Source organism: Rhodococcus sp. JCM 9793 (genome assembly GCF_055380405.1).
In genome coordinates, this window is the sequence record NZ_AP043721.1 from 3,744,928 (window position 1) to 3,768,534 (window position 23,607).

22 protein-coding genes and 1 riboswitch are annotated in these 23,607 nt (G+C 67.3%); of the genes, 7 read left to right on the top strand and 15 right to left on the bottom strand.

The genetic code is table 11. The features are described from left to right. Position 1: 1 nt before the first annotated feature. Both scpA and mutA read right to left on the bottom strand, forming a co-directional pair. Positions 2-2,248, bottom strand: coding sequence for a methylmalonyl-CoA mutase (gene scpA / locus ACZ46K_RS19395; protein ID WP_464744214.1), 2,247 nt, complete (start codon positions 2,246-2,248; stop codon positions 2-4). After that, positions 2,249-4,117 (bottom strand): methylmalonyl-CoA mutase small subunit, encoded by a 1,869-nt coding sequence (gene mutA, locus ACZ46K_RS19400; RefSeq protein ID WP_464744216.1) that lies wholly within the window; start codon positions 4,115-4,117, stop codon positions 2,249-2,251. A 250-nt stretch (positions 4,118-4,367) separates the two neighbouring features. Here mutA and ACZ46K_RS19405 point away from each other — a divergent pair, with 250 nt between their 5' ends. The 4 genes from ACZ46K_RS19405 to ACZ46K_RS19420 all read left to right on the top strand — a co-directional run bounded on the left by ACZ46K_RS19405 (position 4,368) and on the right by ACZ46K_RS19420 (position 7,463). Continuing rightward, positions 4,368-5,075 (top strand): TVP38/TMEM64 family protein, encoded by a 708-nt coding sequence (locus ACZ46K_RS19405; RefSeq protein ID WP_464749406.1) that lies wholly within the window; start codon positions 4,368-4,370, stop codon positions 5,073-5,075. A gap of 31 nt (positions 5,076-5,106) precedes the next feature. After that, on the top strand, positions 5,107-5,688 hold the full coding sequence (locus tag ACZ46K_RS19410) for a hypothetical protein (RefSeq protein ID WP_464744217.1): 582 nt from the start codon (positions 5,107-5,109) through the stop codon (positions 5,686-5,688). Next, complete coding sequence (locus ACZ46K_RS19415) at positions 5,685-6,200, top strand: hypothetical protein (protein WP_464744219.1); 516 nt, start codon at positions 5,685-5,687, stop codon at positions 6,198-6,200. Before ACZ46K_RS19410 ends, ACZ46K_RS19415 begins: the two co-directional genes overlap by 4 nt. Positions 6,201-6,255: 55 nt before the next feature. Next, positions 6,256-6,344, top strand: a riboswitch (glycine riboswitch). A 141-nt stretch (positions 6,345-6,485) separates the two neighbouring features. Beyond that, positions 6,486-7,463, top strand: a complete 978-nt coding sequence (locus ACZ46K_RS19420) for a DMT family transporter (protein ID WP_054810944.1) — start codon at positions 6,486-6,488, stop codon at positions 7,461-7,463. A 25-nt stretch (positions 7,464-7,488) separates the two neighbouring features. Here ACZ46K_RS19420 and ACZ46K_RS19425 read toward each other — a convergent pair whose 3' ends face one another. From ACZ46K_RS19425 to ACZ46K_RS19440, 4 genes are all read right to left on the bottom strand, one after another. After that, a complete protein-coding gene (locus ACZ46K_RS19425) occupies positions 7,489-8,016 on the bottom strand; it encodes a VOC family protein (RefSeq protein WP_054807655.1) in 528 nt (175 codons plus the stop codon). A 179-nt stretch (positions 8,017-8,195) separates the two neighbouring features. Continuing rightward, entirely contained in the window at positions 8,196-9,416 is a 1,221-nt protein-coding gene (locus ACZ46K_RS19430; RefSeq protein WP_054807654.1) for an SPFH domain-containing protein, read from the bottom strand. Next, positions 9,417-9,848 (bottom strand): NfeD family protein, encoded by a 432-nt coding sequence (locus ACZ46K_RS19435; protein ID WP_464744221.1) that lies wholly within the window; start codon positions 9,846-9,848, stop codon positions 9,417-9,419. Between the two features lie 68 nt (positions 9,849-9,916). Continuing rightward, positions 9,917-10,735, bottom strand: a complete 819-nt coding sequence (locus ACZ46K_RS19440; protein WP_464749407.1) for a DUF3097 domain-containing protein — start codon at positions 10,733-10,735, stop codon at positions 9,917-9,919. Positions 10,736-10,851: 116 nt separating this feature from the next. Here ACZ46K_RS19440 and ACZ46K_RS19445 point away from each other — a divergent pair, with 116 nt between their 5' ends. Together ACZ46K_RS19445 and ACZ46K_RS19450 are read left to right on the top strand one after the other, a co-directional pair. Then, positions 10,852-11,679, top strand: a complete 828-nt coding sequence (locus tag ACZ46K_RS19445; RefSeq protein WP_464744223.1) for a hypothetical protein — start codon at positions 10,852-10,854, stop codon at positions 11,677-11,679. A 127-nt stretch (positions 11,680-11,806) separates the two neighbouring features. Further along, positions 11,807-13,198, top strand: coding sequence for a family 43 glycosylhydrolase (locus ACZ46K_RS19450; protein WP_464744225.1), 1,392 nt, complete (start codon positions 11,807-11,809; stop codon positions 13,196-13,198). A 16-nt stretch (positions 13,199-13,214) separates the two neighbouring features. On the opposite strand, the gene ACZ46K_RS19455 is transcribed toward ACZ46K_RS19450, so the two are convergent. After that, positions 13,215-14,045, bottom strand: a complete 831-nt coding sequence (locus ACZ46K_RS19455; RefSeq protein ID WP_054807043.1) for a class I SAM-dependent methyltransferase — start codon at positions 14,043-14,045, stop codon at positions 13,215-13,217. Positions 14,046-14,197: 152 nt separating this feature from the next. On the opposite strand from ACZ46K_RS19455, the gene ACZ46K_RS19460 reads away from it, so the two are divergent. Further along, the gene (locus tag ACZ46K_RS19460; protein WP_054810464.1) at positions 14,198-14,869 is read left to right on the top strand and encodes a winged helix-turn-helix transcriptional regulator; all 672 of its coding nucleotides are present in this window, start codon (positions 14,198-14,200) and stop codon (positions 14,867-14,869) included. Positions 14,870-14,877: 8 nt separating this feature from the next. Here the strand turns inward: ACZ46K_RS19460 and ACZ46K_RS19465 are convergent, their stop codons facing one another. The 8 genes from ACZ46K_RS19465 to ACZ46K_RS19500 form a co-directional block, all read right to left on the bottom strand. Then, entirely contained in the window at positions 14,878-15,951 is a 1,074-nt protein-coding gene (locus tag ACZ46K_RS19465; protein WP_464744228.1) for a ferrochelatase, read from the bottom strand. Positions 15,952-15,968: 17 nt separating this feature from the next. Next, complete coding sequence (gene inhA / locus ACZ46K_RS19470) at positions 15,969-16,775, bottom strand: NADH-dependent enoyl-ACP reductase InhA (protein WP_464744230.1); 807 nt, start codon at positions 16,773-16,775, stop codon at positions 15,969-15,971. A gap of 51 nt (positions 16,776-16,826) precedes the next feature. Next, positions 16,827-17,573 (bottom strand): 3-oxoacyl-ACP reductase FabG1, encoded by a 747-nt coding sequence (fabG1, locus tag ACZ46K_RS19475; protein WP_054807044.1) that lies wholly within the window; start codon positions 17,571-17,573, stop codon positions 16,827-16,829. A 64-nt stretch (positions 17,574-17,637) separates the two neighbouring features. Next, positions 17,638-18,618 carry a VWA domain-containing protein gene (locus ACZ46K_RS19480; RefSeq protein WP_054807045.1) on the bottom strand — a complete coding sequence of 327 codons (981 nt, stop codon included), beginning with the start codon at positions 18,616-18,618 and terminating at the stop codon, positions 17,638-17,640. Next, a complete protein-coding gene (locus ACZ46K_RS19485) occupies positions 18,615-19,565 on the bottom strand; it encodes a DUF58 domain-containing protein (protein WP_054807046.1) in 951 nt (316 codons plus the stop codon). The genes ACZ46K_RS19480 and ACZ46K_RS19485 overlap by 4 nt, the downstream gene beginning before the upstream one ends. Further along, positions 19,562-20,824, bottom strand: coding sequence for an AAA family ATPase (locus ACZ46K_RS19490; protein ID WP_464744232.1), 1,263 nt, complete (start codon positions 20,822-20,824; stop codon positions 19,562-19,564). Before ACZ46K_RS19490 ends, ACZ46K_RS19485 begins: the two co-directional genes overlap by 4 nt. Before the next feature lie 112 nt (positions 20,825-20,936). Beyond that, positions 20,937-22,553 (bottom strand): NlpC/P60 family protein, encoded by a 1,617-nt coding sequence (locus ACZ46K_RS19495; protein WP_464744234.1) that lies wholly within the window; start codon positions 22,551-22,553, stop codon positions 20,937-20,939. Between the two features lie 446 nt (positions 22,554-22,999). Beyond that, positions 23,000-23,593, bottom strand: coding sequence for an Rv1476 family membrane protein (locus ACZ46K_RS19500; RefSeq protein ID WP_054810634.1), 594 nt, complete (start codon positions 23,591-23,593; stop codon positions 23,000-23,002). Positions 23,594-23,607 lie beyond the last annotated feature (14 nt).

Here is a 23,607-nt window from a genome sequence, read left to right on the forward strand (position 1 = left end):
GTCAGCTCTCGAGGGAATGTCCGAGCTGATCGGCGAGCTTGGTGAGCAAGCCCGCCGCGGCGTCGGCGATGACGGTGCCGGGCGGGAAGATCGCCGCAGCGCCGGCCTCGTACAGCTCGTCGAAGTCGCCGGGCGGGATGACTCCGCCGACCACGATCATGATGTCTGCGCGGCCCACCTCCGCAAGCGCCTGCTTGAGCGCGGGCACCAACGTGAGGTGTCCCGCGGCCAACGACGACACGCCGATGACGTGCACATCGTTGTCGGCCGCCTGCCGGGCGACCTCTTCCGGGGTCTGGAACAACGGTCCGACGTCGACGTCGAAACCGAGGTCGGCGAAGGCGGTGGAGATCACCTTCTGTCCACGGTCGTGGCCGTCCTGGCCCATCTTCGCGACGAGGATACGGGGACGACGTCCCTCTTCCTCCGCGAACTTCTCGACGAGTGCGATGGTCGTGGAAATGTTGCTCGCCTCCCCAGCTTCGTCGCGGTAGACGCCACTGATCGTGCGGATCTCGGCCTGGTGCCGACCGTAGACCTTCTCGAGAGCGTCGGAGATCTCCCCGACGGTGGCCTTCGCGCGGGCCGCGTCGATCGCGAGCGCCAGCAGGTTGTTCTCGATGCCGCCCTCGGTGGCTGCGGCAGCACGGGTCAGCTCCCCGAGCGCAGCCTGAGTGGCCGCCTCGTCGCGATCGCCGCGGAGCTGCTCGAGCTTCGCGAGTTGCTCGACGCGCACCTTCGAGTTCTCGACCTTGAGAACCTCGATGCTGTCGGGCTCGGCCGGGACGTACTTGTTGACGCCGATCAGCGGCTGGCGGCCGGAGTCGATGCGCGCCTGGGTACGGGCAGCGGCTTCCTCGATACGCAGCTTCGGGATGCCCTCGGAGATGGCCTGCGCCATACCACCGGCCTCTTCGACCTCCGCGATGTGTGCGCGGGCCCGGTTGGCGAGCTCGTGGGTGAGCCACTCGACGTAGTGCGAGCCACCCCACGGGTCGATGGGCCGGGTGGTGCCGGACTCCTGCTGCAGCAGCAGCTGGGTGTTGCGCGCGATGCGGGCCGAGAAGTCGGTCGGCAATGCGATCGCTTCGTCGAGCGCATTGGTGTGCAGCGACTGGGTGTGGCCCTGGGTCGCAGCCATCGCCTCGACACAGGTTCGACCGACGTTGTTGAACACGTCCTGCGCGGTCAGCGACCAGCCGGAGGTCTGCGAGTGCGTGCGCAGGGAGAGCGACTTCGCGTTCTTCGGATCGAACTTCTCGACGAGCTCGGCCCACAGGAGGCGGCCGGCGCGGAGCTTGGCGACCTCCATGAAGAAGTTCATGCCGATGGCCCAGAAGAACGACAGGCGCGGTGCGAACTTGTCGATCTCCATGCCGGCGTCGAGGCCTGCGCGGATGTACTCGACACCGTCGGCGAGGGTGTAGGCGAGCTCCAGGTCGGCCGTGGCTCCGGCTTCCTGGATGTGGTAGCCGGAGATGGAGATCGAGTTGAACTTCGGCATCTTCGTGCTGGTGTACGCGAAGATGTCGGAGATGATCCGCATCGAGGGCTTCGGCGGGTAGATGTAGGTGTTGCGGACCATGAACTCTTTCAGAATGTCGTTCTGAATGGTTCCGGCCAGCTGCTCGGGGGTGACTCCCTGTTCTTCGGCGGCCACGACGTACAGCGCGAGGATCGGCAGCACCGCGCCGTTCATCGTCATCGACACCGACACCTTCGACAGGTCGATACCGTCGAAGAGCTGACGCATGTCGAGGATCGAGTCGATGGCGACACCGGCCATTCCGACGTCACCCTGGACGCGCGGGTGATCGGAGTCGTAGCCGCGGTGTGTCGCGAGGTCGAAGGCCACCGACAGCCCCTTCTGACCGGCCGCGAGGTTGCGGCGGTAGAAGGCGTTGGATTCGGCGGCTGTCGAGAAGCCCGCGTACTGGCGGATGGTCCACGGCTGGTTGACATACATCGTCGGGTACGGGCCGCGCACGAAAGGCGCGATGCCCGGGTAGCTGCCGAGGGGGTAGCCCTCTGCTGCGATGGCGTCGCGGTCGGCCTTGGTGTAGACCGGCTTGACGTCGATGCCCTCGGGGGTGTTCCACACGACGTCGTCGGCGGTGTAGTTGTTCGCGGACGCAACGGAGTCGACGAGCGCGGCGGTCTGCTCTGCGGTGGGAGCAGTGGTGTCCGGGGAATCCGGATCTGTCAGCGGGACATCGGCGAAGCTGCCGATCTCGGGTTGGATGCTCACTTACGCTCCCAGGGTGTTCAGAAGGTCGGTCAGTGCAGCGACCGCGTCGATACGCGCGGTCAGGTAACCGTCCGGACGGTTGTCGCCCTGTGCATCCCCCACGGCCTTCTCGGGGCCGGCGAGCAGCACAGTGTCGATCCCGGCGGCGCGCAGCGCCGCAGTGGCGGTGCCGGCGTGCTCGCCGTAGCGGGCATCGGTGCCACACAACACGGCGATGGTGGCGCCGGAGTCGCGGACCGCGGCGGCGAGGGTGTCGTCGCTCGGATCCACGGGTCCGGGGTTGACCGCGTCGATGCCACCTGCCGCGAGCAGGTTGCTGGCGAAGGTGGTGCGGACGTTGTGCTCGGCGACCGGTCCGAGCGGTGCGAGCAGCACCGTGGGACGGGAGCCGTGCACGGCGAGGTACACATCGGAGCGGTCACGCAGCGCTTCGAACGGCGCCGCGTAGCGCGCGGCGAAGGCACCCGAGTCGGCGACGCCGGCGGGCAGCGGGTCCTCGCCGAGGTTCGGGAACTCGTTGATGCCGGTCACGGAAGTCTTGCGGTGCGCGATGTCGGAGTCGCGGCGAGCGCGGGTCGCGGCGATGCGCTCGGAAACCAGCCCGGCATCGAGCGCCGCGCGGTAACCACCGGCCGACTCGATCTGCTGGAAGAACTCCCACGACTTGGCCGCGACCTGCGCAGTCAGGTCCTCGATGTACCAGGATCCGGCGCCCGGATCGAGGACGCGTCCGAGGTTGGATTCCTCGAGCAGAAGCAGGTTCGTGTTGCGGGCGATGCGCGCGGAGAACGCTTCGGATACTCCGACGGCGCCGGTGGGCAGCGCAGCGTCGAACGGCAGGACGGTGACGGCGTCGGCGCCGCCGACTCCGGCGCCGAACGCAGCGAGGGTGGTGCGGAGCATGTTCACCCACGGGTCGCGCTGCGCCATCATGGCCGCGGAGGTCACCGCGTGCTGCGGTGCGTTTCCGGCGTCGCTCGCTCCGGCGACCTGGGCGACACGCGCCCACAGTTGACGCGCTGCGCGGAACTTCGCGATGGTCTGGAACTGGTCGTCCGTGGCCGCGAACCGGAACTCGATCTGGCCGAGGGCCTGCTGCGCGGACAGCCCTGCCGCGACGAGTGCGCGGACGTACTCGATACCGGCGGCGATGGCCGCGCCGAGTTCCTCGGCGTCGGATGCACCGGAGTTGTGGAAGGCGGTGCCGTCGACGGTGAAGGCGCGGACGGTCTCGACTCGCTCTGCGGCCGCGGCGGCGAGTGCGACGGCCTCGTCGACCGTGATGTCGGCGCGGCCGGAGAAAGCACTGGTCAACGGTGCGGCGCCGAGTGCGATACGCACTGCGCCGCGGTCGGCGACGTCGGTACGGGCGTCGAGCAGCGTGTAGAGGGCCTCGGTGGCGGCAGCGAGGTCACTGCCGGCGTCGAGACTGATGGGCGCGAGGTCGACGAGCACTTTGTCGAGTGCCGCGGACAGTCCAGCGACGGGCAGTGCGCCGTCGCCGACCTGCAGCCACAGCGCGCTGACGCCGTTCTCGAGGGCGTCGAGGATGCGCTCGTTGAGGTTCTTGGCGTCGGTTCCGTCGAATCGGGCACTGACCAGCCAACCGGCGTTGACGTCGCGGGTGGACGAGCCGCCACGGGTGTACGGGAACTGCCCGGGCAGGGGTGCCTCCGGGCGTTCGTCACGGCCGCTGTAGAGCGGGGCGACCGTCACGTCGTCGTAGGTGGTGGTCTCGAGCAGACGCTGCGGCTCCGGGCCGAGTTCTGCCGGATCGACGCGGCGCGACTTCGCGAGTACGCCCGCGACCGCTTGCTGCCACTGCGCGTATGCGCGTGCGGCGTCCTCGGCCTCTGCTGCTAATGACACGTGCGATTTCCTCCTACTGCGGGTGGGCAGGCTCTCGGGCGGCCGGGGTGGGCCGCGGGGCATGACGCCTCGCAAGACACTAAGCCGATGTGGTTGTGATGCTAGCCGCACACTCCGGTCCGCTCACGTGGGGATCACCACAGTTTCTCTAACGATCGTTAACCGGATGGATGCGGCGGTGTGATCCTGCAGTCCGTATCCCTCCGTGCCCGGTGTGGGCGCACGGCGGCAGGTAGGCTGGCGTCCTGTGATGAGGATTCTCAGCGACCGCAGGGTCATCGGCATCCTCGTTCTTCTCGCAGGCTTCGTCGCAGCAGCGCTTCTGCTCCCCCATCCGTCGATCGCTCAGATCCGCGAATGGTCGGAATCGGTCGACGGCCCCCTTCTGATCCTGATCTTCTTCGCCGTCCATGCCCTGGTGACGATCAGCCCGATACCGCGCACGGTGTTCACCCTCAGCGCCGGCGTGCTGTTCGGTCCCGTGGTCGGCATCGCAGTCACCGGTGCAGCAACCACCGTCAGCGCAATTCTCGCGTTCGTGCTGGTACGAGCCCTGGGCCGAAACGTCGTGGCGTCGTATCTGACGCACCCCGCAGCAAAGGCCGTCGATCTGCGCCTCGCGCGACGCGGCTGGCTCGCGGTCGGATCACTGCGATTGATCGCCGCGGCGCCGTTTTTCGTCGTGAACTGTTGTTGCGCGGTGTCGGCGGTTCGTCTGCTCCCCTACACCCTCGCGACGATCGTCGGGATTCTGCCGGGCACGGTCGCCGTGGTGCTTCTGGGGGATGTGCTCACCGGGGAGTCGAGTCCTGCTCTGATGGTGGTGACGGCGATCTGTATCACGCTCGGCGTCGGCGGACTTCTACTCGAGGCGCGGCTGCCTCAGCCGGCAGGGTCGGCACTCGATGCCATCACCGACCCGGAAGAGAACGTGGACGAGGCAAGCCTGAAGGCTTGATTTTCACCATTCAAGGCTCCATCCTTGATTCATGTACGTGCTGACGGTCGACCAACGCGGCAGTCGCCGCGACGTCGACCGCGTCGCAGATCTGCTCGACGAACTCCGCGACGCTCCCATGCTCCGCAAGTTCGAACGCACCGCCGGCGACGAGGTCCAGGCCGTGTCCGACGACCCCGGCACCGTCGTCGATCTCGCATTGGCTCTCCTCGACCGGAACCACTGGAGCATCGGCATCGGGATCGGTCCCGTCGAGACACCACTGCCCGCCCAGACCCGCGCCGGTCGCGGTCCCGCGTTCGAGCACGCCCGAACTGCCGTCGAGCGCGCCAAGAACGCACCCGGCCGTATCGCTGCCGACGGCGCCGACACCGAATGCGCATCCGACGTCGACGCCGCTCTGACCCTGCTCGCGACGATCGTGCTGCGCCGCACCGATCACGGTGTCGAAGCTGTCGCACTTGCCCGCACCGGACTGTCCCAGGCCGAGATCGCCACCCGACTCGCCATCAGCAAACAGGCTGTGTCCCAGCGTCTGCTCACTGCCGGGTGGCAAGCCGAATTCGCCGGCCGCGCCCTCCTGCACCGACTCCTCGAAAGGGCCGACCGTTGACCGTCGCCTCACTGGTGCTCCTCGCTGTCGCAGCCGTCGCGCCGGCACTGTCCCTGATTCCACGTCTCCCGGTGTGGATCGGAGCGGCGATCACCGGCATCGCACTCGGTATCGCGGCGCTGACCGCGACCGCCACCGGCCCCGCTCAGGGCTTCGCGCTCGGGGCGACGCTCACCCTCACCACCCTCGTCGCCATCACCGGCGGCGGCCCGGCGGTGCTCGTCGCGTTCCGGATCGCCCGCCGGCAACCGGACGCGGGGCCGACGCCGACACCACCACCGGGACCACTGCGCGGCGGCCGGGTCATCGGCGTCCTCGAACGCGGTGCGGTCGCCGCATCGATCCTGGCCGGGTGGCCGGAAGGCATCGCGATCATCATGGCCGTCAAAGGCCTGGCCCGGTATCCGGAACTACGCGAACCGCAGGCATCCGAGCAATTCATCATCGGTACATCGACGAGCGTGCTGTGGGCCGCGGCGGCGTGTGGGGTCGGCCACGCTCTGATCACCTGAGACCACGCGTCCGCGACCTTCCTGGCATACTCACGGACGCAATTGAATATGCCATTGAACCGCGGCGGGAGAGTCCCGCATCTGCGGGCGCCGAAGGAGCAACCTCTCCGGGAATCTCTCAGGCCCACAGACCGCCGCATGCGAGGCAACTCTGGAAAGCAGCCCTTCGGGGCTCACCGACGGTGTAGGCGCATCCGAACGGATCCGCGAAAGCTCTCAGGTCCCATGACAGAGCGGGGAACCACCGCCCCCGGTGCGTGATGCACCCTGTCCTGAGGAAGTTCCGTGGCCTCGACCGTCGGCGCGCCCATGCGCGTCCAGCCTGTTCCGTCCCTTGTCACACCGTCGCCTACTCCCCCGCCGTCGCGGCCCAGCCCGAATCGACACCTCGGCATCGCGGCGATCGTGATCTCCGCGACCGCGATGGGAGCCGCCGGGTTGTTCGGTCGCATGGCGACTCCGCCCGGCGCGGCACTCGGCGAAGCACTGACACTGGGCCGCATGCTCGTCGGCGCCCTGGGCATGATGCTCCTGATCGTCTTCTCGCGCCGGCTCGGCGCGATCCGCCGCACGCGACTGTCCCCGTCGATCGTGCTCGGCGGCGTGTTCCTCGGTCTGTCGCTGGCCACCTACATGTCTTCCACGCTGCTCATCGATCTGTCGCGCGCCGTGGTGCTGCACTACCTCGGTCCGGTCCTCGCAACGGTGCTGGCCAGGGTTCTCCTCAAAGAATCGATCACGCGCCTGGACGCCCTGTCCCTGGTCACCGCGTTCGCAGGGATGTTGCTGGCCGCCGGTCTGATCGGCGGTGACCCGTCGGCAGGGTCCGAACAGGAGACCCTGGGCACGGTGTTCGGCGTCGCGTCGGGCATCTTCTACGGCCTGGCCCTGCTCTGCTACCGGTACCGCTCCGACATGCCCGCCGACGTCCGTAGCTTCTGGAACTTCGCCTTCGGCGCCGTCGCCACCGCAGCCATGGTCGTGGTCACCCGCCCTGACATGACAGGCATGACCGCCACGAACTGGGCGTGGGCCGCCGGCTTCTTCGTGGTGTGCGGTCTGCTCGCTCTGGGCCTGCTCGTCGTCGCAGGCAAGCATCTGAGGGCGGCGGAACTGTCGGGTCTGTCGTATCTCGAGGTCGTGGTCGCGCTGATCCTCGGCGCCCTGGCGTTCGGCGAATCCATCTCACTCCTCGCCGTCCTCGGAGCCGGGATGATCGTCGCGGCGATGACGCTGCCCCTCGCGACCGGTCACCGGCGCTGAGGCACTGCATCACCGCCGCGGCAGGTCAGGTCGGTGGCATCACCGGTGCGCTGCTCCGTCCATGACTCCGTCCGCTCAATTCGGCGTCGAGGGTTTCCTGCGCCACGCGCATACCTTCGGCGTACACGGGATTCTGCAGCCGCTCCCACATCACGTCCTCGGCGACATCCTCGACGTGGCTCATCACCCACCAGATGTTGCCGAAAGGGTCCTTGATGCGTCCGCCGCGCTGCCCGAAGGCATTGTCCGACAGTGACGTGATCACCCGAGCGCCTGCCGCGGCGGCCTTCGAGAACGCGTCGTCCGCGTCCGGAACGAAGACGCGCAACAAGCTCGGCATCGTCTCCCAGTCCGGACGGCGGTCGAAGGCCAGCACGACAGTGTCGCCGACCCTGATCTCGCCGTGCCCGATCGAGCCGTCCTCGGTCATCACGCTCGCAAGTTCCTCACCGTCGAACACCTGGGTGACGAAGTCGAGGAACGCTCCCGTGTCGTCGGTGACCACCCACGGGGCGATCGTCGTGTAACCAGCGGGAGTCTCGGTGCTCGTCATTTCTCGGTTCCCTTCATCGCTGCCTTGGTCGCTCTCGACAACAGTAGGAACAAACTAGGTCAGATCCTGTCCTAGATCGCACACCGACCTGAGCGACGGCCGTCCCGTCATGGGATGGAGGCAGCATCGCGGCCCGCACATCGGATGTGCAGGCCGCGACGAGTACGAGCAGAAATACCTTACTGCTGGGGCGGATTCTGCTGTTGTGGGTCTGCTGCCTGCTCGGGTTCGCCGGTGGGCATAAATCCGCCCCGCGCAGGTCGCGACGGCGGCAGAGCCTGCGGAGCCGAAGCGGGGACTGCCGGATCGACAGGCTTGCGCGCGACGGCCTCGGCTTCGGCGACGGCCTTCGCCACCGCCGGGTCGCTCTTGGTGGTGAACCAGTCCTCGACCTCCGCCGAGTCGTCCTCGGGGCGCTGCAGGTCCTCCTCGACCGGACTCGGCTCGAATCGGAACACCCCATCGTCGCCCGGGGCGCCGAGGTTCTTCGCGAACCCCTTGAGGGCATCCCCGAAATCGCTGGGCAACAGCCACACCTTGTTCGCGTCGCCCTGCGCCATCTCCGGCAACGTCTGCAGGTATTGGTAGGCAAGCAGTTCCGGTGTCGGTTTGCCCGCCTTGATCGCCGCGAACACCTTCTCGATCGCCTTCGCCTGACCCTGGGCCTCCAAGTAGCTGGCAGCCCGGTCACCCTGCGCACGCAGGATCCGCGACTGCCGATCGGCCTCCGCTTCGAGGATCGCCCCCTGCTTGGCGCCTTCCGCCGACAGAATGCGGGATTGCTTGTCGCCTTCGGCGGTCTTGATCGCGGATTCGCGATGCCCCTCGGCGGTCAGGATCATCGCGCGCTTCTCACGATCCGCCTTCATCTGCTTCTCCATCGACTCCTGGATCGACGGCGGCGGATCGATGCTCTTCAGTTCGACGCGAGCCACCCGCAGACCCCACCGTCCGGTGGCCTCGTCCAGTACTCCGCGGAGCTGTCCGTTGATCGAGTCCCTCGATGTCAAGGTTTCCTCGAGCGTCATACCGCCGACGACATTGCGCAGCGTGGTCACGGTGAGCTGTTCGACGGCGGCGATGTAGTTGCTGATCTCGTAGACCGCTGCCTGCGGGTTGGTGACCTGGAAGTACACCACCGTGTCGATGCTCAAGGTCAGGTTGTCCTGGGTGATCACCGGCTGCGGCGGGAACGACACGACGCGTTCGCGCAGATCCACCTTCGCGCGGATCCTGTCCACGAACGGCACCAGGAACGTCAACTGTCCCGACGCCGTGCGGAAATACCGGCCGAGTCGTTCGATCACGGCGGCCTCGGCCTGCGGCACCAGAGCCACCGACCTGATCATCACGATCACTACCAGTGCCACCAGTACGGCGAGCACGATCAATGCTTCCATCTACGGACCCCTCCACACGACAGCGGTTGCGCCGTCGATCTCCATCACGGTCACGGTTGTTCCGGCTTCGTACGATTCGGTCTCGTCCAGCGGTCGCGCCGTCCAGACGTCGCCGTCGATCTTGACCCGACCCGCATGTGCATCGACCGACTCGAGTACCAGCGCGTGCTTGCCCGGCAACGCATCGATTCCCGTCGTCAGGGCCGGCGGCTGCGCGTAACGACGCCGCAGCGGCGGGCGCACTCCCAACAACAGGACGACGGACGCGAGCGCGAACACCAAGGCGTCGAACCACACGGGCAGATCGGTGACGGCAGCAACACCCGCGGTCGCCAGCGCAGCTCCACCCAACATCAACAGGACGAAGTCGCCGGTCAATGCCTCGCCGGCGGCCAACGCGACACCGGCGATGAGCCAAATCAATGCCGTCACATGCCCATCCTGGCACAATCCGGACACCTCCCGCAGATGCGCTGCGAGGAGACCTCGACGTGTGGTGGTCAGATGCCTTCGGGCTCGGTAACGAAATCCACCAGGCGTTCCACCGCGCCGAGCAGCGGTGATTCGAGGTCCCGGAATCCCGACACGGCGCCGTATACGCGGCGCCATCCTTCCTGCGGTGAGCCCCAACCCAACTCTTGGCAGACCCCGGTCTTCCAGTCCTGACCACGGGGGATCTTCGGCCACGCATCGATCCCCAATACGGCCGGACGAACCGCTTCCCAGACATCGATGAAGGGATGCCCGGTCACCATCACGTGCGGGCCCAGATTCTGGGTGAGTCTTTCCTCCTTCGACCCGGAGACCAGGTGATCGGCGAGCACTCCGACCCGACGTCCGGGGCCCGGGCGGAATTCGGCGAGCCGCGCTCCGAGGTTGTCGAGGCCCTCGAGTTGCTCGACGACCACACCTTCGACACGCAGGTCGTGCCCCCACACGCGCTCGACGAGCGCCGCATCGTGCACGCCCTCCACCCAGATGCGGCTACCACGCGCCACCCTGGCACGGAGACCCTCGACCCGCACCGACCCGGACGCCGACCGGGTCGGTGCCGCTGCGGAGCGTGGGTTCGGGCGGGTCAGGGTCACCGGTGCACCGTCGACGAGGAACGCGGCCGGGCGCATCGCGAACAGGCGGGTGCGTCCTGCGGCGTCCTCGAGGCGAACGAAATCACCGTCGTAGGTGCGCTCGAACCCGACGACCGCACCGCACCACCCGGACGCCACGTCCTCGACCACGAGGTTCTTTTCGGCTGCCAGTTCCGGAACCGGCTTCTTCTTGGTCCGGCCGTGGCCGGAATAGATGTCGGCGCCGTACATGTCTCGTGAGCTCACGCCCGACCACGTTAGGACAGAGCATCACCAACGCGGTCGCGCCACGCCGAATGCTGCGGCGCGACCGGAGTCCGGCCGACGACCGACCTTATGCTCGTCCGATGAGTTCCCCCAGTCTGAGTCTGACTCTGTGGGCAGGTTCGTGGTTGTCCGGCCACGCCGCCTCCGACGACGTGATCGACGCGCTGCACATGTGGGCACCGATGCATCTCGTGGCCCCTCAGGGCGAGGATGCCGCGGCGGCCGCAGGGTTACGCGGAACGCGACCGGTGGACGGTGCGGCGGTGTTGCTCACTGCGATCCGCCGTGCCGATCCTGTTGGTCGTTCCGGGATCCGACTGGTGCTCCCGGCGCCGGGCGACGTGCAGGGGCTGCCTCCGGGCACCGCGTTCGGGGCGGCAGCCCTCGCGGCCGGCGAGGGCGTCCTGGTGGGAGTGCCCGGCACACCGGGGCTCGGGCTCGTACCGACCACTGAGGGTCCGGATGTGTTGCGCTGGAATGTGTTCGCACTATCAGCACTTCCCGGGCCTGCCACTCCACCGGGTCTCGGAGAGGCCGAATTCGCACTGCGCGAAGCCGTACGCGGCGCCGCGGCGGCCCTGACCGGGATCCAGACCGTCGACACGGACGGTGCCGGCACTGATCCACGGGCGGAGATCGCCGAGCAGGTGGCAGAGTTCGCCCGACACACATACCCGGGTGTTCTGCCGTCACGGACGATACGAATTCTCGATTCCGCCGACCAGGTCGCCGCGATCCTTGCGGTCGCGGCCAGGGGCCGAGGCCTGCAGGCGGGGTCGGTGTCTGCGGCGACGTCCCGAGAGGAAGCGTTGCGACCACTGCGGTCGGCGGTACGGCTGGCGCGCCTCGGTGCTGTCGCGGCGACCCTCGGAGCGGTCGCCGAAGATCGACCTGCCACCGGCGGCTGACGTCGCATCACTTCGGAGAACACAGTTCGGTCACGGTCCCCTATACCTGGCGTCACTTCAGTTAACTCTCGTCACATCCGTATACATTTGTCGCGTTCCGGTGGTTCGAGCGACAGCGAGGGACTACGTGCACTTCCCCGAATCGGCCCATGCTGTTTCCCTGCGAACCTCTCCGACGCGCAGATGGGTCGTCACGCTCGTATCGCTGCTGGCCTTCGTACTCGCGCCGCAGATCGGACACGCGAATCCCGTCGTCGAACCGGTCGCCGCCGACCCCACTGTCATCCGCGACGACGACGGCGCGTTCTACATGTTCACCACCGCCGACGACTGGGGCAACGGCCGCGGCATGCACGCCATGTCGATGTTCACCTCGTTCGATCTCGTGGACTGGATGTACGTCGGCGACGTGTTCGATGAACTCCCGGCGTGGCATCCACCCGGCAAACATGCGTGGGCACCGAGCGTCCACGAGGTCGACGGGATGTATCACCTCTACTACTCGCTCTACGACGTAGCGAACCCGTGCATCGGGTTGGCCACTGCCACCGATCCCGCAGGTCCGTGGACCGACCTGGGTCGTCCTGTGTTCTGCGCCCAGGATGTGGGTATCGAAGGGACGATCGATCCGTTCGTGTGGGACGACGGCACGAATCTCACCATGCTCGTCGGAAACTTCAAGGGAATCCACGCCATACCGCTGACCACCGACGGTACTGCTCCGGACGGTACGCCGATCCAGGTCGCGGACACCCGCTTCGAAGGGCCGTTCGTCGAGTATCGAAACGGCTTCTACTATCTGTTCGTCTCGGCCGGGAACTGCTGCAACGGTGGGAACACCGCCTATCGCGTGCTCGCGGGCAGGTCAACCTCGTTGACCGGGCCGTACATCGGCCGCAAGGGTGACGATCTCGACGACGGCGGCGGCGCACTGCTCCTCGCCGGCAGTGACCGCTGGGCCGGTCCCGGACACAACGCCATCGTCGCCGACGACGCGGGCAACGACTGGATCATCTACCACGCGAGTCCCCGGTACGACATCACGCTGCCCAGCGGCGCTCAGCGTCGTGAGGGGTTGATCGACCGGATCGTCTGGTCGAACGACTGGCCCGAGATCGGAGACGGCTCACCGTCGTCGACCCGCCCCGAGTTGCCGGACATCGACGTGCCGGTCAAGGTGTCTCTGGCGCTCGATCCGCTCACGTCGCAGCAGGTCACGGCGACGGTACAACTCACGGCGGCACCGGATCGGCCGTACACCGGCCGGGTCTGGGTGACCGCGGACGCCGCAGAGGGCGGTCCCGGCGAGACAGTGTTCGGGCCGATCGAGGTGAACCTGCAGCCCGGCGAGATCCGCGAGGAGACTGCGACGTTCCCCGCACCGCCCGGCACCTCGGGTGGCCAGTTCGATCTGTATGCCGTCGCCGGCACCACCCCGACCGACATCGACGAGTTCGGCGCCGTACACGGCGTCGAAGCGACGGTGGCGGATCCCGCACCGCCGACCGGGTCGTCGTAGGATTCACCGCGGCAGGTCACGCTGAGCGTCGGGCGGTGACCAGTAGGTATTCCCACTCCATCGCTCCTCCACCGAGGTCGTATCGGCGGGCGAGATCGTCGAGGTCGCGGTCGAGTGCAGCAGCACGATCCGGTGTGTCCGCCAGCGAGGCGTAGACAGCGACGGTGGGCCCGTAGTTGTTCTTGAAGAAGTCGCGGAACTCGGCGGCAGTAGCGAAGGCGTCGACGCGCACTGTCTCCGTCCACGCGTCGACGTCGCGCACCCGATCGCCGAGCAACGCGCGCACGTGCGTCTCGTCTCCCCACAGAGGTGGAGGTTGTGCTCCGGGTGGGGGCGGCGGCGCGTACGGCTTCATCGTCGCGAACATCTCCCCGACGAAACCGGTGGGTGTCCAGGCAAGCAGCCCGATCCGTCCGCCCGTGCGTGTCACGCGCACGAGTTCGTCGGCCGCTGCCTGGTGATGCGGCGCGAACATGATGCCGACGCACGAGAGCACCGTGTCGAAGGTTCCGGTGTCGAAGGGCAGGGCTTCCGCGTCGGCCTGGGTCCAGTCGAGCCGCGCACCGGCCGCGGCTGCGTAGCGACGACCGATCTCGAACAGTTCCGGGGTCAGGTCACTGGCGGTGACAATGCCGCCCGCCAGCGCAGCGGGTATCGACGCGTTACCCGAACCCGCGGCGATGTCGAGAACCCGGTCACCGGCATGCACGCCGCCGGCGGTGACGAGCCGTGCGCCGAGGGTGGGAATAACGGTGTCCGCAACAGCCGGGTAGTCACCGAGTGCCCACATCGCGCGGTGCTTCGCCTTGAGCTCGCGGTCGGCGGTGAGAGTGGTGGAGTCGGTCATGTCTATGCTCCTGACTGGACGTACGCAACCCATCTCCGAGTGCGTGTAGTTCGACAGTAGGAAGCAACATGCACACGCCTCCAGTACACGATCTGTACTGCTCACGCGGGCGAGATCTGGTTCGACGCAGCGGACAGGCCTAGCATTCGTTCATGGGGTCGTCGTACCGCCAGTTCTGCCCCGTCGCGAAGGCGATGGAGCTGTTCGACGAGCGCTGGACGTTGCTGATCGTGCGTGAACTGGTGCTCGGGAGCGAGCATTTCAACGAGTTGCGGCGCGGTCTGCCGCGGATGTCTCCGACTCTGTTGTCGAAACGACTGCACCAACTCACTGTCGCAGGCATCGTGGAGCGGACAGCGAACGGATCGAACGTGTGTTACGTCCTCACGCCTGCGGGCCACGACCTCGAACCGGTCGTCGAGTCACTCGGCGCGTGGGGTTCGAAGTGGACCGGCCGACTGGGCGATCAGGACCTGGATCCGACACTTCTGATGTGGGACATGCACCGCCATGTCGACCACACCGCGATCGGGCACACACGAGTGGTGGTGCAGTTCGCATTCACCGACGCACCGCGTGGGTCGCGGCGGTGGTGGATGGTTCTCACTACCGACGGGGTCGACCTCTGCGACGTCGACCCCGGGTTCGAGGTGTCGGTCTCCGTCACCGCCGGGCTGCGGGAGCTCACCGAGATCTGGCGCGGCGAACTGAACTGGGCGAATGCGGTGCGTTCCGGCGCCGTGACGGTCGAAGGCGCGGCCACACTGCGCCGGACTCTGCCCACCTGGTTCGTCTCACCGCTCGCCGTGGCTGATCACCGGTAGCAGGCCGCTCAGTCGGCAGCGGCAGGTCGCGACGGTCGCGCGGGAGGTTCGCAGCACCGCACCGCGCACAACCGGCCGTTGCACCCGACGCCGAACTGCGGTTCCGTCCCGAGACGCCGTGGGGTCGTGGTTCCGAGGTGCTCCCCAACCAGTTCGCGGACCAGTGACGCGAAGCGCGGGTCCGTTCCGGCCGTACCCGCCCGGGCGAATCCCATTCCGAGTTCGGCGGCGCGGTCGCGTGCTTCGGTATCCAGATCCCAGACGACCTCGAGGTGGTCGGATACGAACCCGACGGGCACGACGATCACCGCACCCACACCCCGGCCGTGGAGGGCGTCGAGATGATCGACGATGTCGGGTTCGAGCCACGGCACCTGGGGCGGGCCCGAACGGGACTGCCATACCAGGTCGTAGTCGCCGATACCGAGCGCCTGTGCGACCAGCTGCGCCGCCTCGGCGACCTGGCGACTGTAGAGCTGGCCACCCGCGTCCGGCGGGCCGCCGGTCGCATCGGTGGCGGTCGGAACCGAGTGCGCGGTGAATACCAGGCGCGCGGATTCCGCGTCGTTCTGGAGTTCCGTACGTGCTGCGCGGACGGCGTCGGCGACCGCCTCGACGAACAGCGGATGGTCGTAGAACTGGCGCACCTTCGTCAGGTCCGGGGCACCGTCGACAGCGGCGCGTGCTCGCGCGAGGTCCTCGTGGTACTGCCGGCACCCGGAGTACCCGCCCCACGCGGAGGTCGCGAACACCAGGGCGTTACGGATTCCGTCGTCGCGCATCGTGGCGACGGTCTCCTCGATCATCGGGTGCCAGTTGCGATTGCCGAAGTAGATCGGCAGGTCGATGCCGTGCGCGTCGAACTCCGCGCGGACGTCGTCGATGATCGCGCGGTTGAGCGCGTTGATCGGTGAGACACCCCCGAAGTGCAGATAATGCTGGGCCACGTCGTCGAGCCGTTCCGGCGGGATACCGCGACCGCGGGTGACGTTCTCGAGAAACGGGCGTACGTCGTCGGGGCCTTCTGGCCCACCGAACGACAGCACCATCAGCGCGTCGTAGACCTCGGGGGTGTTCACCATGATCGATGCTCCTGCCGTCAGGCGCCGAAGCCGACCTGCGAATGAAAACCGCCGTCGACGTAGACGATGGAACCGGTGGTGCCGGGCAGCCAGTCGGACAGCACGGTGCACACGGTCTTCGCGACGGGAGTCGGGTCGTCGACGTCCCAGCCGATCGGCGACGCAGCGGACCAGCCGTCGTTGAGTTTGTTCATCTCGGCGCCCGGACCGGTGGCGTCGCCGGCGATGGCCTTGGCGGCGAGGGTCTTGATGGGTCCGGCCGCGACGAGATTGGATCGGATACCGCGCGGGCCGACTTCCTTCGCGACGTACCGGTTGACGGATTCGAGAGTGGCTTTGGAGACGCCCATCCAGTTGTAGAACGGGACAGCCCGTGCCGGGTCGAAGTCCATGCCGACGAGGGAGGCACCGTCATTCGTCGCCGGGAGCACGGCCTTGGCGAGCGCCGCGTACGAGTACGCGGACACCTCGAGCGCGACGGCCACGTCATTCCAGGGCGCGTCGAGAAACGGGCTGCCCAGGCACGAGCGCGGTGCGAAACCGATCGAGTGGACGACGCCGTCGAGACCTTCGGGTACGACCTCCCGGATCTTGCCGGCGAGGCCGGCGAGATGCTCGGGGTTCTGCACGTCCAGTTCGATCGCGGGAGGTACCGGCTGAGGCAGACGCTGCGCGATGCGGTCGATCAGCCTGAGCCGGTCGAATCCGGTGATGATCACCTTCGCGCCCTGTTCCTGCGCGACCTTCGCGGTGTGGAACGCAATCGAGGCATCGGTGATGATGCCGGTGACGAGAATGGTCTTGCCCTCGAGCAGTCCGCCCATGAGTGTGTCGATCCTCCAGTGAGTTTCGGTTGTGGTCCGGTTGGCGGGCTGCTAGTGGCCCATGCCCATACCGCCGTCGACGGGGATCACCGCGCCGGAGACGTACGCGGAGTCGTCGGAGGCAAGGAAGCTGACCACCGCGGCGATGTCCTCGGGCTTGCCGAGGCGCTGCAGCGGGATGAACTTCTTCGCCATGTCGCGCATGTCGTCGGACAGATCGGCGGTCATGTCGGTCTCGACGAAGCCGGGGGCGACGACGTTGGCGGTGATCGACCGCGAGCCGAGCTCACGGGTCACCGAGCGCGCCAGACCGATGACGCCGGCCTTCGAGGATGCGTAGTTGATCTGTCCTGCCTGACCGGCCATGCCGACAACGGAACCGAGGAAGATCATCCGTCCCCAGCGCGCCCGCAGCATCGCGCGGTTGGCTCGCTTGGCACACCGGAACGCGCCGGTGAGGTTCGCATCGAGGACGTTCGTGAACTGGTCTTCGGTCATGCGCATCAGCAGGGTGTCGTCGGTGATTCCTGCGTTGGCGACCAGTACCTCGACCGGCCCCTGATGTTCTTCGACCTCGGTGTATGCGCGGTCGACGGAGTCACTGTCGGTGACATCGCAGACGACGCCGAACAGGTCCTCGGGCACACCGGACCCGCGGTGGGTGACGGCGACCTTGTGTCCGTCCGCCTGGAGGCGACGGGCAATGGCGAGGCCGATGCCCCGGTTTCCTCCGGTGACGAGGACCGAACGGGGAGTGGTCACGTGCCGCGACGGTGTGGCGCTGGTTGCGTCAGTCATGCCGACAAACCTATCTGGTAGTGAATCGAGTACGGAAAATGCACCGCGGCTGCCACAACTCGGGTCAGGGCAGTCGCTGACGGAGCACCATGGATGAGATCAGACCCCCGGCGACGGCGAAGACACCGAGCATGAGCCACGGACGGCTGGCGTCGCCGCGGGTGGTCTCGAATCCGATCTGCTCTTCGAGCGTGTCGTAGGCGCCTTCGAGTTCTTCGAGGCTGGACGCGGCGAAGAAACTGCCGCCGGACAGCTCGGCGATCTCCTCGAGCGACGGATCGTCGACGGGGACGGGGATCTGTTCGTCCTCGATCGTCACGCTGCCGTATCGGGTCCCGAACGAAATGGTGGACACCGGGATGTCCTTCTCGGCTGCCTGACGGGCCGCGGTGAATCCGCCGCGGGGATCGTCCGGGCTTTCGGGCACGGTCTGTTTGCCGTCCGAAAGCAACACGATGCGGGCCGGTGGGGCCTGGTCGCTGCCGCCGAGTACCGCGGCAAGGGTTTCGATGGATTGCAGCGAGGTGAAGATCGCCTCGCCGGTCGCGGTGCGTTCGCTCAGTTGGAGATGGTCGATCGCGGTCTTCGTCGCTTCCCTGTTCGTGGTGGGTGAGACGAGGACCGATGCCGTCCCGGAGAACGCGACGAGCCCGAGGTTGATGCCGGGGGTCAGGTCGTCGGCGAACGACTTGGCCGCTTCCTGTGCCGCCGCCAACCGGGACGGTGCGACATCGGTGGCTTCCATCGACAACGACACGTCGATCGCGAGGACGACGGTCGCGCGGTTCCGGGGAACCCTCTGCTCGGAGGTAGGTCCGGCCAGCGCGACCGTCAGCAGCGCGAGTCCGACGAGGAGCAGCGCGACAGGAATGTGCCGCGCACGGCCAGGCCGGTCGGGTGCGACCTTCTCGAGCAGTTCGAAATTGGTGAACCGCAGGGTGTGGGTGAGACGGCGGCGCTGCACGAGGACGTATCCGACGGCGAGTGCCGCGACGACGACCAGGAACAGCAGCCACCACGGGGAGGCGAATCCGGAGAAACTCATCGTCCCCCCTGTCCCGCGCCGATACTGTGCCTGCGGGACGCGACGAAGCGGACGACGTCGCCGATCCAGTCGCGGTCGGTGCGCAGGCTCAACCGGGGTGCGCCGCACCGTCGTAGTGCCTGTTCCACCGCGGCGCGGTGGTCCGAGGCGGCCTGCGCGAAGTCGGCGCGCAGTTGCGGGGTGGTGGTGAACTCGCGGGTCCGGCCGGTTTCGGGGTCGTGCAGTACGACATCGCCGAGGTCGGGCAATTCGAGATCTCGCGGGTCGAGGACCTCGACGGCGAGCACGTCGTGCCGTGCGGACAGTGCCCGGAGCGGTCGTTCCCAGTCGATGGGGCCGAGGAAGTCACTGATGACGACGATGAGTCCGCGGCGTCGTTGCGGGCGGCGAAGTGAATCGATGACCCCGCCCAGATCGCCTCGGGTGCCATCCGGTGGGCGCGGGGTCGTGGCGATCGTACGCAGCATCGACTGTGCGTGCAGTCGTCCGCCGCGCGGCGGCATGCGTGCGAAGTCGCGGCCATTGGAGACCACCGCGCCGATACGGTTTCCGCCGCCACCGGTGAGATAGGCGATCGCGGCGACCGCAGCGATGGCGAGATCGCGTTTCTCGCACGATCCGGTGCCGAAATCGAGGCTGGCCGACAGATCGAGTGCCAGCCAGGTCTCGAGTTCACGGTCGGCGACGGTCTGCCGTACGTGCGGGTGGGTGGTGCGGGCGGTGACCGACCAGTCCATCTGCCGGACGTCGTCACCAGGCTGGTATTCGCGGGCGTCGCCGGGCTCGGATCCGGGACCGGGGATCAGACCGAGGTGATCGCCGTGCAGGACACCGTCGAGGCGGCGCCGGACTGTCAGTTCCAGCGTGCGCAGCGCAGCGGTGAGCTCGGGTTCACGTAGTTGACCGGCACGGAACGTCGGCGGCGACCCGGGGGCGCGTTCACTCACCGGGGCGCCGCACCCGCCTCGGGTCCGGTGGACGGCGCGCCGACACGTGCCGGCTGCGGAGGCGCGGACGCAAGCGGAGCGACCTGAGGCAGGCCGACGGTCTGCAGGATCCGGCCGATGATGTGATCCGGTGAGACGTCGTCGGCGAGCGCGTCGTACGACAGCACCAGACGGTGGCGCAACACGTCGGGGATGACATCGATGATGTCCTGCGGGATGACGTAGTCGCGTCCACGCACCAGTGCCAGCGCGCGGGCAGCGGAGATGATGCCGAGCGTCGCGCGGGGCGAGGCGCCGTAGGCGATCCAGCCCTGCAGGTCGTCGAGACCGACTTCGGCCGGGGTACGGGTTGCAAAGATCACCCGCACCACGTAATCGACGAGCGCATGGTGCACGAACACGCGGCTCGCGACCTCCTGCAGGCGGACCAGTTCGTCGCTGCCGAGGATCTGCTTGGGTTCAGGTGCGGCGACACCCATTCGGTAGACGATCTCCCGCTCTTCCTCGACCGTCGGGTAGTCGACGAGGACCTTGAACAGGAAACGGTCGCGCTGCGCCTCGGGAAGGGGGTAGACGCCCTCGTTCTCGATCGGGTTCTGGGTGGCCATGACGAGGAACGGGTCTGGCATCGGGAAGGTCTTCCCACCGATGGTCACGTGCCGCTCGGCCATCACCTCGAGCAGTGCCGACTGCACCTTCGCGGGGGCGCGGTTGATCTCGTCGGCGAGGACGAAGTTCGCGACGACCGGGCCCAGTTCGGTATCGAACTCTTCGCGACCCTGCCGGTAGATCCGGGTGCCGACCAGGTCGGTCGGAACGAGGTCGGGGGTGAACTGCACGCGGGAGAACGAACCGCCGACGACCTTGGCGAAGGTCTCCACCGCGAGGGTCTTGGCCACACCGGGCACGCCTTCGAGCAACACGTGGCCCCTGGCGAGGACGCCGACGAGCATCCGCTCGACGAGCAGGTCCTGTCCGACGATGACCCGCTTGACCTCGTAGATCGCCCGTTCGAGGAGCCGGACGTCCTGCGCAGGATCGACCGCCGTCGGCGCGCCCTGGCCGTCCTGGGTACGTCCGTCGGGTTTCGGGCGGTCATTGCGTGGCGAGGCCTGCTGTGCCTTCGTCGTGTTCACTGCCGCGTTGTTCCCCGCCGGGGCATTCACTGCGTTGTTACGCTCGCCGCTCTTCCGGACGGTCGATTCGCTCTTGTCGTTCGACCCTGCAGTCCCCGACGTCCCACCCTCGCGTGAGGTCACCAACAATCCACCGCTTTCGCCTGTCGCTCCGCTGGAATCACCTGCCGGCACCACTATTGCAGGTACCGGCCTTCCATGTCGTCACCCCCGCGCGACCTGCGCCGCGTTGCCGTCACGACACCATGCGCACCACATACGGTGTCATGCCGTCCCAGCGTACCGGCGAGATCTTCACGTGCGCACCCGACTGCGGCGCCTCGAGCATGGTGTCGTCGCCGAGATACAGGCCTACGTGCTGGCTGGCATTCGGTCCGTAGAAGATCATGTCGCCGCGCTTCATCTCCGACGCGGGGACCTGGGTGCCGGCGGTGTACTGGTACCCGGTGTAGTGCGGTAGAGAGACGCCGATTCCTGCGAACGCATATATCATCAGTCCGGAACAGTCGAATCCGACCTTGTTGTAGTCGCCGTAGCTGTCGGCGACACCACCGTCACGGATCCCGCGGGTAGGACCGTTCTCGTCACCGCCACCCCATGCGTAGGACACGCCGATCTGTGACAGTCCTCGGTCGATCACCGTTTCGACGGCAGCCGTCCCGGTCAGAGTCGGACGCTGGGTCGTGCGCGGGGACGAGCGGGGGCCGGACTCGCGCGGGGTCGACGGACCGGTCTCGTCGGCGGGGTCGGGGTTCGTCCATTCACGGACGTCCTCGTCCTCTTCCTCTTCGATGCCGGTGTCGGTGTCTGTTCCGGTGTCACCGCCCGTGTCGTCCGGCTCTGCGCCGACCGCCGTACCGTCGGATTCGGAGATGTCGGTCTCGGCTACTTCCGTGTCGGTCGGCGCAGTCACCGTCGGTGCAGGAATGTCGAGCTGCGTGTGGGGCCGCTGCCCGTTCGAGAGTTCTGAAGCACGCGCTCGCGCGGCGGCGTCCGCGGCCACCCGCACCGCAGCTTCGGATGCGGCCTGCGCAGCGACCTGCGCCGCCGCTGCTGTGGCGGCGTCCTCGGCGCGACGACGGTCGTCCCACGCCACGTATTCAGCGCGCTGTCCCTCGAGTCCTGCAACATTCGTCCGAGCCTGCTCGAGTGCGGCCTGGGCCTGTGCGCGTTCCTGCTCGATGCGTTGTTTCTCGCTCGTCTGCGTCTCGAGTGCCGCACGGGCCGTCGAAATCGCAGATTCCGCCTCGGAGCGGCGTTGTTCGGCCGCGGCCTCCGCGGCGTCGGCGTCGAGCTTCGCGGCACGGGCTCGGGAGTTGCTGTTGGCCTCGGTCGCGCGCGCCCGTTCCAGTGCATCGAGCACCGCGGTCCTGCCTGAAGACAACAGTCGCATCACCTGGGCTCTGTCGAGAAGATCGTCGGGTCCGTCCGTCGACAAGAAGGATGCGAGAGAGGCCCCGTTGACGCCTTTCGTGTAGCTGCTGCGTGCGAAGTCGTCGAAATCGTCCTGTGCGTGCAGGATCCGGGCTCCCGCGTCCTGCAGCGCCAGTTCCGAGGCTACGACCTCGTGCGCGGCTGCATCCGCGTTGTCGCGGGCCGACTGCAGATCCACGAGCGCACGGTTGACGTCTTCACGCTTGATCGCCACCTGCGCGTCGAGTTCGGCCAGCTGCTGGTCGGCGCCGGCGATCTGCACGATCAGTGAGCCGATCCGGTCGACGCCGGAACTCACCGCAGCATCGGCGGCATCGAGTTCGGCCTCACTCGGATTCGGTGGTGGCGGTGGCACCGCCCCGGCCGTGGAGCCGAGCCCGACGAGCACGGTTGTGATCAGTCCGAGTCCCGCGACCAACCGCGGAACGCGCCGCCCTGTTCGGGAGGACGCGTTCCGGTCCGGTGACGAAGACCGTCGCGGAATCCCCCCGTGGATGCCGAACCGTCGCACTGTGCTCTCCCTCGGTCGTGCCGACCGATCGCACCGGTCGACCCCGACGCCTGGGGAAGAGCGCGCAGCACCGATCGCCCGCGGTCGCGCGGCCGATCGCTGATGGTCTCGTACCGATCACGGGTCAGCGTCCCGCGACTCGGTTTGTGACACTTCTTCCCCAAGAGCGCCACGTGAACCGTACGACACAGCACGCACCTCCCGCACGACAGTCACAGATATTCATCCGGAAAGCCCAGGTCACTCACAAGAGAATGTCGGCGACTCCCCGGACCACAGGCGTGACCGGGTTGTCGCCGAAGCCGAAGAATCGGCGTTGATCGAATGAAGGGCTCAGAATCCGAGTAACGAGATCAGGAAGAGCCGGCGCCTCCGGGCGTGAGCTGCGTGCCCGTAGAACCCGCTGCGTCCACCGAACCCGCAGCGGGTGCGGTGTCCGCACGCCGCCGCTTGGCGAGATACGTCAGTCCACCGACGGCCGCCACCACCAGAATCAACACGAGGGTCATCAACGTCCAGGGCTGCCCCGGTTCGAGTAACGAGTCGACGAAGTTGGTCGTCGACACCACCGGGTCGCCTGTGTACGTGCGGTCCTGTGCCGCCTCGAGCGTCACGCGGTCCAGCGAATCACTGAACGTACCGACCCAGTCGGGACTGAGCACCAGGACGGTGCCGCCGTCCTCGGAACCGACCGCGGTGGCGAGGTCGCGCAGTTGCGAGTCCATGTACGGGTTGCTCTCGACCACGACGACGCTGAGGTCGATACCGTGATCCTGTGCACGCTGCACCTGTTCGACGAGCTCCGAGGGATCGAGTTCCGAGTTCTCGACATTCTCAGGGACCGACAACTGGTCGTCGACCAGATCGGCGAGGATGGTCTCGAGAGTGACTCCGGGAGGAAGGTCCGTGGCCGCGGGCCCGGGTATACGAAGCAGTGGCGCAGACATCTCTCTCTCCGGTG